Origin of the sequence: Burkholderia sp. MSMB1078WGS (assembly GCF_001528895.1) — a bacterium.
Taxonomy (GTDB): Bacteria; Pseudomonadota; Gammaproteobacteria; order Burkholderiales; family Burkholderiaceae; genus Burkholderia.
Genome location: NZ_LPDI01000033.1, coordinates 13,202 through 25,810 on the forward strand (window position 1 = coordinate 13,202; position 12,609 = coordinate 25,810).

The 12,609-nt window shown below is 67.9% G+C and carries 3 protein-coding genes; all 3 read right to left on the bottom strand.

All coding sequences use genetic code 11. From position 1 onward, the window contains the following. Positions 1 to 24 precede the first annotated feature (24 nt). Genes WT24_RS07740 through WT24_RS07750 form a run of 3 tightly spaced genes read right to left on the bottom strand, consistent with a single transcriptional unit; the run spans position 25 to position 12,606 of the window. Positions 25 to 4,692, bottom strand: coding sequence for a condensation domain-containing protein (locus WT24_RS07740; protein ID WP_060032370.1), 4,668 nt, complete (start codon positions 4,690 to 4,692; stop codon positions 25 to 27). Then, positions 4,689 to 10,298, bottom strand: coding sequence for a type I polyketide synthase (locus WT24_RS07745; RefSeq protein WP_082742123.1), 5,610 nt, complete (start codon positions 10,296 to 10,298; stop codon positions 4,689 to 4,691). The genes WT24_RS07740 and WT24_RS07745 overlap by 4 nt, the downstream gene beginning before the upstream one ends. Positions 10,299 to 10,344: 46 nt before the next feature. After that, positions 10,345 to 12,606 carry an AMP-binding protein gene (locus WT24_RS07750; RefSeq protein WP_060032376.1) on the bottom strand — a complete coding sequence of 754 codons (2,262 nt, stop codon included), beginning with the start codon at positions 12,604 to 12,606 and terminating at the stop codon, positions 10,345 to 10,347. Positions 12,607 to 12,609 lie beyond the last annotated feature (3 nt).

The following is a 12,609-nucleotide window of genomic DNA, read 5'->3' on the forward strand; positions in this document are numbered from 1 at the left end:
GCGCGCTATCGCGCGCCGCCGCGTTCAGCGCTCGAGTGCGTCGATTTCTTCCAGCAGCGCGTCAAGCGCGTCCTGGTCGACATCGAGTTGAGGAACGTCGTCGGGTGTCAGACCGCCCACCCCGTCGGCGCTGCAATGGCGAATCAGCATCGTCAGCGCCTCTTCGACGCGGCACATGAGGCAGCCGATGCTTTCGTCGACGCCCGGCACCCCGAAGAAGCTGCACTCCACGGTCAGCCTGCCGCGCGACACATACGCGACGACGTCCAGCAGGTGCGTGCGCCGCTGGCGCGGGCTGCGGATGCCCGGCGCCGGTTCGGGCGGCCCGCCGTACAACGGCGACGACGGCCCCGACAATTGCTCCAGTTGACCAAGGTAGGTAAACAGGATCGGCGCACGCGGAAACGACGTCAGCGCATCGGCGCCGGCCTGCGATTTCGTGTCGAGATAGCGCAGAACGCCATAGCTCGCACCCTTTCGCGGCACCTCGCGCAGCCGGGCCTTGACCGACCTGACGAGCGCCGACGGTTCCGCGGCGTTGGCCGGCGTGTCGATCAACACCGGATAGATCGACGTGAACCAGCCGATCGTGCGGCTCAGGTCGATCGCATCGCCGAGCGCGTCCCGGCCGTGCCCCTCGACATCGACCAGCAACGCATCGCTGCCGCTCCATGCATGGAAACCCGCGTGCAGCGCTGCGATCAGCAGATCGTTCGCGTCGGTGCCATAGGCACGCGGCGCCGTGGTTCGAAACGCGTGCGTCAGATCCGCATCGAGCGTGATCGCGCAACTGAGCGACGATTCCTGATAAGCATGCTGAACGATCGAGGTCAACCCGTGACGCATCAGCGCCACCCGCTTCGGCCCGCCCAGCACGTCGCGCACCTGTGCGTTCACCTTGCGCCAGTAGAGGCGATCGTCGTCGAGCGCGTCGCCCTGCGCCAGCGCCAGCCACTGGTCGACCCAGGCCTTCACGGAACTCGTCTTCAGCGGCAACGCCGCAGCCGCGCGGGCGCGCAACCGCAGATAGCAATCGGCCAGGTCCTGCAGCAGGATGCTCCACGACACGCCGTCGATCGCCATGTGATGAACGACGATCAACAGCCGGCTGCTCGACACGCTGGTGCTCTCGAGCCACCTGACCGCCATGAGCCGGCCCCCTTCGAGGTCGAGGCTGCTCTGTGCCGCGTCGATCGCGCCGCGCCACATGCGTTCGCAATGCCGGCCAGCCGGGTCGATACACCGGACGATCGCAAAATCGACGGCATCGGAGCCGCCATCGCCGGCGAACACGTGCCGCATTTCGTCGCCGTGCGCGACGAACCGGGAGCGCAGCACGTCGTGATGGCGCATGACGACGCGAATCGCCTCGGCCATGATGTTCGCGTCGGGCGTCTCGTCGAGCGGAACGAGCAGCGCCTGGTTGAAGTGCGAACGATCGACGTCGACGCGCTCGACGAACCATTGCGCCGCCGGGCCGAGCACCGTCTCGCCATGCACCGGTCCCTGATCGACATCGAGACCCGGCGTTTCGCGCACCACCGTCGACAGGCTCGCCACGGTCGGATGCAGGAAGATGTCCTGCGGCTTCAAATACATGCCGTCCAGCGCGGCCCGCGATACGATGACCGCGGCGAGAATCGAATCGCCGCCCAATTCGAAGAAATCCTGATCGACGCCGACCGACGGCTGGCCGAGGACGTCGGCCCAGATCGCGGCGAGTTTTCGTTCGATGTCGGTCGACGCGCTACGGTCGGCCCGCTCGCTCGCGCAAGGCAACGGGAGTCCGCCTGCGTCGAGTGCGCCGTCCGCGTCGAGCGGCAGCCGGTCGAGCACCATGATCGCGTCGGGGTGCATCGCGTCCGGCAACGCACGCTTCAATGCCGAACGAACCGCGCTTTCGAGTGCATGCGCATCCATCTGGCCGTCATCCGCGACGAGATAGGCGACCAGCATTTCCTGCGTGTCCCGAACGACGCACGCACAGGCGACGGCGGCCACACCGGGGATCTCGGAGATGGCCTGCTCGACCGTGCCGATCTCGATCGGCACGGGCTGGTGACGCACGACCCGTGCAGAAGGATCGGCGCACAGCAAGTCGGCGCCACGTCGGACGACCGACACGCCGGTGGGTATCAGCGTCCTGTCCGGGGGCGCGGTTTCGAGCGGCGCTCCCGCACCCGACGCGCGGATCGACGCGCCGTCGAAGAAATGCAGTGTTCCGGCCTGACGATCGTCGGCGAAGCTGCCGGACGATCCCAGCGCGAACGCGACGCGTCCCGGATACGACGGCGCCAGCAATCGCCAGCCGTCTGGCCCGGCCGTGAACGCACACAGCGCCGAACCGGTGTCCGCGCGCCGCACGGGGACGAAGTACGCCGCTGCGGGTATCCGGTTGGCCGCGGCGAACGACTTCAACGTATGCGGATGCTCGCCGTACGCGACCAGCGTGCGTGCCCGCTCCATGCCGGCGACATCGGCACGTTGCAACAGAAGCGACGGCAGGAGTAGCGACGGGCCGCCCGCGAGCAACCGGCCGAGTTCCGCGTACGCGATGTTCGCGATCGCCGAGTCGCCGGAAGCGAGCGCGCCAATGGCGGCCTGCTCGGACAGCCGAGCCGTGCCGCCGACAAGCACGGTCTGGGCGAGCGCCGCTGCCGACAGCCGGTCATGCGCTCCGTGCGGAACGAGCACCGTTGCGTTGGCGTCGAGACGGAGCAATTGACCGACATAGTCGAGCAGCGGTTCGACCGCCGACGCGTTGCCTGCGGCAACGCCGTCGGCGCGCGCGGCGACGTCGCGCGCATGCGCCACTTCGATCGCATCGATCTCCCAGCCGGACCACTCGTCGCTACGACCGCGGCACACTGCGTCGGCCGTGTCGGCCGACACCGTATAGCACGCGCCGACGGCGCGGATCGCGAGCAACGCGACCGCGCGCTCGGCGACACTTTGCAGCCGGAGTTCGACACGTTTTCCGACACCGATCCCGAGAGCATCCAGTTGCGCACGGACGGCGCGAACCGCATCGCGGACCTCGCCGTCGCTGATCGCGCGACGGTCGAATTGCCAGACGACGCGCGAGGCATCGTGCTGCGCATCGGATTCGGCATGGGCCGCGCGGCGCACGAATGCGTCGGCCGCGGCAATGCGGTTTCGCGCATCGTCGATCGGTGCGGTCGCGAGTGTGTAATGGTGTAGAGAACGGCTGGTGTCAGCCACCACCTGCTCCACGAGATGCGCGTACTGGCTCGCGAATCGCTCGATCGTTCCGTCGTCGAACAGATCCGTATTGAACGTCCAGGCGGTCAGATATTCGTCACCGAGATCCTGTACGTTGAGCGTCAGGTCGTGTGTCGCACCGCGCGTACCGGTGCTCGATGCGGCGAGACGCTCGCGATAGAACGGCACACCGCTCCCGCGTTCGGCGGCGAAATCGCCGCGGGCCTGATTCCAGTTGTACATCACCTGGTAGATCGGCGACCGGCTCGGATCGCGTGCCGGACGCAGTGCATCGACCAGCAGCGGAAACGGATAATCCTGATGATCGAGCACGCGCAGCATCATCTCGCGCGTGCGCCGCAGCAAATCGTCGAACGAATCGTCCGGTCGGACTTCGCACGCGAGCACGACGGTGTTCACGAAATGACCGACCACGCTCTCGCTGCCCGGCGCATTGCGCCCGGAAGTCGGTGCGCCGATCATCAACCGCCCCTGTCCGGTATGAAGGTGAAGATGCAACTGGTAGACCGCGAGCAGCAGCATGTACGGGGTCACGCGCAGCAGCCTGGCCGTGTCGCGCACCTGGTGCGACAGTGTCGCGCCGAGCGACCGGTCGTATACGCGGCCATGCTCGGTTTTGCGCGGCGGACGCAACCGGTCGGTCGCCAGGCTCAACACTGGAAATCCGTGTGCCAGCTCGCGCCGCCAGAACGCCGCGAGATGCTCGCCGTCCGCGCCGTCGAGCCGGGCGCGCTCGTGTTCGACGCAATCCTTGTATTGCACCGGTAGAGGCGGCAACTTCAGCGGCTCACCCGCGCAGGCGAGCCGGTAGAGCGTGCGAAGCTCGTTGAGCAGGATCTCGAGCGACCAGAAGTCGGCGGCGATATGGTGGACGTTCAACAGCAGCACCGTGCGAATCGCGTCCGCGCCGTCCCGCTCGTTCAGCAGCAGCTTGAGCCGGATCGGCGATTGCGTCAGGTCGAACGGGCGATTCGACTCTTCGTCGATCCATCGGCGGATGGCGGCTTCGTCAGCCCCAAACACGCGATCGACCGAGAACCGCGCGCGCGCTTGCGACCCGACCTGCTGACGCGGCTCGCCATCGATCACGCGATACGCGGTGCGCAGGATCGGGTGGCGTGCGATCAGATAGTCGACGCAGCGACGCAGCACGGATATGTCGACACCGTCGTCGATGCGCGTCGCGTACGTCACGTTGTATGCCGCACTGTCGGGATTGAGCTGATGCAGCGACCAGAGCGATTTTTGCGCGAACGAGAGCGGGTAGGTGCCCGCCGTTCCCGCAAATTGCTCGAGCAGCGCGACGAGCGTCGCCTTGTGGGTCTTCAGCTCGTCGACGAGCGCAGGTGTCATCGCACCCTTCGGCGCCTTGTATTGCAACTTGCCGTCCTGGGTCCAGAGCTCGATTCCGCGCCCCGCCAGTTCGTTGATGAATTCGATCGAGCTCACAGCTCCCCTCCTTCCATTTCCACGCCGAACGTCGCTTCTCCTGACACCACGTCGATCCGGTCCGCGACGCGCGACGGCGGTGTTCCGTCGAGCGCCCGCGACTCGCTACGATCGAGCGTGGCCACGATCGTGCGCACGACGTCGTCGACGGTCGCGCCCTCGAGCAATCGCCCGAACGGAACATCGACGCCCAGCTCGCTACGCAATGCATTGCGGAATTCCGCGGCCATCAGCGAATCGAGCCCGAGCTCGATCAGCGGGATATCCGGCGCGATCCGCTCGCTCGACGTATGCAGGGTCGCGGCGATTGCGTCGGTCAGGTGTCCGCGCAGCAATTGCATGCGCTCGTCGTCCGGCAACCCCGCGATGCGCTCGCGCAAGCCGTGGCCGGTACCGGTCGGGCGATTCGCCGGCGGCGCGGGCGGCACGAGCTCCGACAACAACGTCGCCATCGCGCGGCTCGGGCTGCGCTTGATCAGCGTATCGACTTCCACGTTCCAGATCTGCGTCTGCCCGTCCGGTTCGGCTACCAGCGTGTCGAACAGGCGCAATGCGGCGTCCGGCTCGATCGGCTCGAGACCGAACGATGCGATGCGGCGCAGTTGCCGCGCGTCGAGCTGGTCGACCATCCCGTTGCCGCCCCACAGGCCCCAGTTCATCGTTTGCCCGGGCAGGCCGTCCTGATTGCGCAGGGCCGTCAGCGCGTCCACGTAGGCGTTCGCGGCGGCGTATGCGCATTGCCCAGGGGAGCCGATGCAGGCCACGATCGACGAAAACGATACAAAGTGCCGCAGCGGCAGATGCGCGGTCGCACGATGCAGATTCGACGTCCCCGCGACTTTCGGCGCGAGCACCTTCAATACGTCGGTCATCGGCTGGGTCGCGAGCAGGCCGTCGTCAAGCGTGCCCGCCGCATGCAGGACACCCACGAGCGGATGCGCGGAATCCGCTTCGAGCGCATGGACGAGCGCGTCGGTATCGGCGGCCGACGCGACGTCGGCCGCCACGAATTCGACGATCGTGCCGTGCGCACCGGCGATCGAGGCCAGGCGAGCGCGTTCGCCGTTAGTCGGCACCTGGCGGCTGGCGGACACGATCTTCGGCACGCCGTTCCGGATCAGTTGCTCGATCACCCGCGTGCCGATTGCGCCGCGTCCGCCCGTCACCAGATAGGCGCCGCGCGCAAGCGGTTGCGCCCGACCGGCGTCGCGTGCGACGAGCCGCGGGACATATACGGTGTCGCCACATGACACGAACTGCGTCTCGCCGGTCGCCGCGGCGCCCGCCAGTGCGGTCAGCGCGCTCGCGCAAGACGTCGCATCCGGCGCCGGCAGATCGACCACGCACACCGGAATGTCGCCGCTCTCGTGCATCAGGCTGCGGGCGACGCCCCAAGCCGCCGCCTGAAACGGCGACACGCGCACGTCGATGCCGGGCACGTGCTGTGCCGCCCGGGTCATGATGCAGACGGTCGGCATGCCCTGCGGCCAGCGGGCCGACTGCACTTCGCGCCAAAAGTTCGCGAAGCGCCGGTAAGCCGTACCGACTGCAGCGAGTTCGTCTTCGGACCCCGCATCGCCTATCGACGGCCACACGTAGAGCAGCACGGCAGGTCGTGCATTCGGGCCGGCGAGTGCGTCGTCGAGCGCAGCACGAATGCGCCGGGCGCCTGCATCGTCGTCGAACATGTCGTCCATCGTCAGCGCCGCGATTGCACACGCGTTGCCAGCGTCTTCGCATGCGTGCGCCACCATCGCATCCAGCGCGGAACCGTTGCCGATCAGCACGAAGTTCGCACGTGCGTCGGCCGCTTCACGTGTAGCCGCAAACGGCCGCCAGACGAGCGTGTTCAGCGCGACTGGCTCCGCGGTCCGCCGAAATCGGCGCGGATCGACGGCCATCAGCCGCAGTCCGGAGACGACGGCGACGCAGGTACCCGCGTCGTCGTATAACGAGAGATCCGCGGTTGCAAGGCTGCGCTTCACCCGGGCCCGCACCGCGCACCACACCGCCCGCACGTCGGGCATCGGGACGCAGGCGATCCGCTCGATGCCGATCGGCACGAAGGCAGTGTTCAGCTCCGCATCCCATAGCGCGCCCGCGACGGTCTGAAACGCATTGTCGAGCAACGCCGGATGAACGATGCGGACGAGGTCGTCCGTGCCGTCCGGTTCCATTTCGATTCGGGCCAGCGCCACGTCGCCGCCCCGCGACAGCGCGCGAATCGAGCGAAATGCGCGGCCGTATTCGAGCCCGGTCGCTTGCAAGCGCTCGTAGAAACCGTCGACAGGCAACGCGTCGCCGCATTGCGTGCGCCATTCGTCAAGTGCCGGCGCGTCGGGAACGCCGTGCGTCGTCCCGATCCGCGCGGCGCACTGCAACGTCCATTCGGGTTTGCAAGCTGCCGTGTCGTGACAGGCGTGAACGTCGATCCGCACGCCTTCTTCGCCGGGATGGGAGGTATCGCCTGCGTGCACGACCGTGCCGAACGTCACCGCGTTGCCGGACTCGAGCGTGAGCGCGTTATCGAACGACACCTCACGCGCGAACAGCCACGGACCGCTCCCGGATTCCGACTCCGCACCATCACGCCGCGACGCGGCGTCGAGCAGCGCCTCGACGAACCCTGCGGCCGGGAAAACGAGTTGCCCGTGCACGCGGTGTCCGCCCAGAAACGGCAGATGCCGATCGGATACCTCGCTCTCGTAGCGACGGCGGTCCGACGCCGGAATCGCGAGACGCCGGCCCAGCACGCCGCGACCGGCGGTCCGACGCGTGGCGGCTGCGCTCGTCAGCACGTTCGCCCGCTGCGCCGGCTCCCGCGCATTCACCCAGTAGCGGTGCGCTTCGAGCGGATACGGCGGCAGCACGCCGCGGCGCGCAGCTTGCCGCATCGGCGCACCGGTCCGGGACCGCTCGTATGCATGCCAGTCGACACGACGGCCGCACATATAGATATGCGCCAATGCACGCAACAACTGTTCGGTCTCGCGCCCGTCATTGTTCATCGACGGCAGCGCAATCACGTTGCCATGATCTGCCCGCTCCGCCATGCAGGCTGTGACGAGGCCTGCAAGCGTCTTGCCGGGCCCGATCTCGACGACCGTCGTCACCTTGTCGTCGAGCAGGGTGTCGACACCCGCACGGAAGGCCACCGTGGCCCGGACATGCTCGACCCAATACGCGGGATCGCACAGGCGTTCGACCTCGAATCGGCCCGTCACATTCGAGACGATCGGAATCGCAGGCGCGCGATACCGCACGGTCGCGGCGACGGCGCCGAATTCCGCAAGCATCGGCTCCATCAGCGGCGAATGGAATGCGCGCGATGCCGCCAGCGCCTTCGTTGCGATGCCGCGCGACGCGAACAGCCGCGCGATCGACTCGATTGCGTCGGGATCACCCGACACCAGCACGCTCTCCGGTGCGTTGTCCGCGGCGATGGCGACCCGTCCGGGGTAATCGCGCACGGCGTCGGCCACGAGACGTACGCTCGCGAACACCGCGAGCGCACGGCCCGGCGCGGTGAGCGTATCCATCAAACGCCCGCGCGCCGTCACGAGACGGCAGCCGTCCTCGATCGAGAACACGCCGGCGATGCACGCAGCCGCGTACTCGCCGATGCTGTGGCCCATCACGACATCGGGCACGACGCCCCAGTGCATCCACAAGCGCGCGAGCGCGACCTCGAGCGCGAACATCGCAGGTTGCGTGTAACGCGTTTCGTTTATCCGGTCCTGATGGTCGCCCCACAGCACGTCCACGAGCGACAGTTCGCCTTGCGCCTCGATATGGCCGTCGCATGCGTCGAATACGTCGCGAAACGGCGCGAAATCCCGATAGAGCTGCCGAGCCATCCCGGCGCGCTGCGCGCCCTGTCCGGTAAACAGGAACGCAAGCCGGTCGCGAACGCCGCCGGGCTGCCCGCTCCGGATCGTCATGGCCCGTGCGGCGTCCGACAGCGCATCGAGCAGCGTGTCGCGGGAATCCGCGACGATCGCCACGCGATGCCGATGGCTGTCGCGCGCGAGACGCAGCGCGCTGGCGAGCGCGGCGGGCGCCACCGACGCGTCTGCCCGCACGTGCACCGCGCAGTCTTCGATCACCTGCTGCAACATCGGCGCCGTGTGGGCGGACAACGGCCAGATGTCGTGGCGCGCGTGACCGGCCAGCGCGACGCCCGCATCGGGTTCCGCCGCGCTCGCTTCTTGCCACGCCTCGACGATCAGGTGTGCGTTCGTGCCGCTCATGCCGAACGAGCTGATCGCCGCCACTCGCCGGCCCGGGCGGGACGACGGCCACGCCGCATGCTCGGTCGCGACACGAATGCCGTTCGCATGCCAGTCGACGTGCGTGGTCGGCGTATCGAAATGCAGGTGCCGCGGCAGTTCCCCCTTCTGCAGCGCGCAAACGACCTTCATCAGCCCGGCGACCGCGGCGGCCGATTCGAGGTGCCCGATATTCGTCTTGATGCTGCCGACGTACAGGTCGCCGGTGCGGTTCGCGTCGCGGCAGTACACGTCCTCGAGGGCACGCAGTTCGATCGGGTCGCCGAGCGGCGTACCGGTGCCGTGCGCCTCGACGTAGTCGACGTCGGCCGGCGACACGCCGGCGTGCTCGAGCGCCTCGCGGATCACGTCGCGTTGCGCGCGGCCATTCGGCGCCGTCATGCCATTGCTGCGCCCGTCGTGATTGACCGCGGAGCCGCGGATCACCGCCCGGATCGGTCTGCCCTGCGCCCGCGCATCGGACAGCCGCATCAGCGCGACGACGCCGCAGCCCTCGCCGCGCACGTAACCGTCGGCTGCCGCGTCGAACGTCCGGCAGCGGCCGCTCGGCGACAGCGCCTGAAGCTCGCTCAGCGCGATCGTCATCTCCGGCGACAGCATCAGGTTGACACCGCCCGCGAATGCGACATCCGACTCGCGGGTGCGCAGGCTATGGCAAGCCAAATGGACCGCGACGAGCGACGACGAGCACGCGGTGTCGAGATGCAACGCCGGGCCATGGAATCCGAACAGGTAGGAAATGCGACCGGCCGCGAAGGGCCGCGCGGTCCCGAGCGACGTCTGCGCATAGCTGAGCGTGTCGCCCGCTACGCCTTCGCTGACACGCGCGTAGTCGTCGACCGACGAACCGACGAACACGCCGGTTCGGTACGACGCGATCGCTTCTCGCGAAAAGCCGGCGTCTTCGAGCGCACGCCAGGTGCATTCGAGCAGCAGCCGCTGCTGCGGATCGATGTGCGGCGCCTCGCGCTCCGACACGCCGAAGAATCCCGCATCGAACCGATCGACGTCGTCGATGAAGCCGCCATGCCTGCTGTAGCTCGTATCGCGACGGCCCGGCCGCGGATCGTAGATCGCGTCGGTCCATCGATCGGCCGGCACGGGGCCGACGGCGTCGGTCCCGTCCGCGAGCATCGACCAGAGCGCGTCGGCGGAATCCGCTCCACCGGGCAGACGGCAGCCCATGCCGACGATGGCGATCGGTTCGTTCATCGCGCTGCGGGCTTCGGCCAGTTCGCGTTGCAGCGCGTCTATCTTCAGCAACGCTTGCTTCACGGGGGTAAGGGGCGCGGCGGGCGCGCGATTGGACTCGGTCATGTGTACCACTCCAGACGTTCGCGGAACGAGACTGCCGGGGATCGGCTCAGCGCTGCAGCGCTTTCAGCAGCAGCGCTTCGGCCTGCGCGTCGGAGAGCGTCGCAAGCTGCTCCCGGGTAGGCGGCGCCTCGGCGCCGCCGACGATCGGCGCGGAACGCGCGTGCGCGGCGGCCGATGCGGGTGCGCCGCTCGATCGCAACGCATCGGCCGCGCCCTGCATCCGCGCCAGATGCGCCGCAAGCTGCTCGACGTTCGAACAGTCCCACAGCACGGCAGCATCGAACGTCAGCCCGATCGTGTGCTGCACCTTCAACGAAAACTGGAGCGCGCTCATCGAATCGAAACCCATCTCGACCCACGCGGCCGTGCGCGACACCTGCGTCTCGGCGATCTCGAGCCGCTCGGCGACGATCCGTACGATCCGGTCCGCGATCTCGCGCTCGATCAGCATCGGTTCGGACTGGGTCGCGGCCTCGGCGACAGCCGGCGCCACCGCACCGTCCCGCGCAGCGACCGCACCCGTCGCATAGGCGCCGTCGGTCCAGCTGGCGACGGCGCGCAGTTCGCCTTGCAGATACGCACGACGACACAGCGCGCGCGCGATCTTGCCGCTGGAAGTCTTTTCGATGGTCGCCGGCTCGACCAGCACGATCGCGTGCGGCGTGACCCCGAAGTCCTCGCCGATCGCGACCACCATCGCGCGCAGCGTGGCGTCGAGGTCCAGCGTCCGGCGCGCGGTGCGGCCGACTTCCTGGATGATCACGAGCTTCTCTTCACCGTCCGCTTGCACCGATACGGCGGCGCCGCATCCGCGGCGCAACGCCGGCACGGCGTCCTGCACGCATGCCTCGATATCCTGCGGATACAGGTTGCGCCCGCGAACGATCAGCATGTCCTTCACGCGGCCGGTCACGTACAGGCGGCCGTCGACGATCGCGCCCAGATCGCCGGTGCGCAGGAACGGACGTGCGCCAGGTTCGCCGTCGAAATGCGCGTCGAACGTCGACCGTGTCGCTTCCGGGTTGCCGTAGTAGCCCACGCCGATCGCCCCGCCGCGCACCCAGATCTCGCCGACACCATTCGGGTCGGCAACCGGGCGACCGTCGGGGCCTGCGATCCGGATCTCGGTGCCGGGCGCCGTGCCGCCGCACGACACGAGACTCTTCGCGTTCGCAGCGCCGGGCTGAACCGGTTCGACGAGGCCAGCGGCGAGCTTCACGTTATCGACGTCCAGGTAATGGGCGCCATCGCCGTAGGGGACACCCGACACGATCAGGGTCGCCTCGGCCATCCCGTAGCACGGATAGAACGATCCCGGAGCGAAGCCGTGCGGGCTTGCCGCGTCGATGAAATCGGTGACGGTCTGACGATGAATCGGCTCCGCGCCGCAGAACGCGACACGCCAGCTGGACAGATCGAGCCGGCTCTCGTCGTCGCTTCCGTCGAGCGCGGCGGCGGCAAGCGCATAGGCGAAATTCGGCCCGCCGGACGTCGTCGCACGGTGTGCGGAAATCGCGCGCAACCATCGGCCCGGCCGCTGGACGAACGCAACGGGCGACATCAACACCACCGACAGCCCGATCGACGCCAGTTGCAACGGCATCGACAGTCCCATGTCGTGATACAGCGGCAGCCACGACAGCATGCGGGTGTCGCGATCGTGTCGCATCAGCAGCGCGATCGACCGTTGGTTGTCGATGATGTTGCCGTGCGTGATCATCACGCCCTTCGGCGTGCCCGTCGATCCGGACGTGTATTGAAGAAACGCCAGATCATCCGGCGCCGGCATGCGCGGCAACGCCGACGTGTCGTTCGCACCAGCGTCGACGAGCGCTTCGTACGTGACGAGCTTGCAGCCGGTGAACAGCTGCTGCGTCGCGCGCAGGGTCTCGATGGTATCGATCGAGGTCGCCGGCGCCACGATCAGCGCGGCGCCGCAATTGTCGGCAATCGCCTGCAGCTTCGCCCATTGCGCGACCTTGCGTACCTGTTGCGGATGATAGGCCGGCACGGCGACGCGCCCCGATGCCAGACATCCATAGAACGTGCAGACGAACTCGGCGCTCGTCGGCAACAGCAGCAGCACGCGAGCGCCCGGCTCGGTCAGTTGCGCGAGTCCGTGCGCCACGCGCGTCATGCCGGCATGCAGATCGCCGAACGTGCTTTCGCTTTCGATCGCTTCGCCGTCGCGCAGGATGGTCAGCGCGATACGGTCGGGGTCCCGCTCGGTGTGATGGGCGAGCGTCTCGATGATGGAGGTCGGTTCGGCTTCCATCTGAAACACGTTCGGATTCGAATGCGTCGTCATGGT

Bases quoted from the DNA above. Each gene is read 5' to 3' on its own strand.
- WT24_RS07745 (WP_082742123.1), bottom strand. From the start codon at position 10,298: ATGACCGAGTCCAATCGCGCGCCCGCCGCGCCCCTTACCCCCGTGAAG.
- WT24_RS07750 (WP_060032376.1), bottom strand. From the start codon at position 12,606: ATGACGACGCATTCGAATCCGAACGTGTTTCAGATGGAAGCCGAACCG.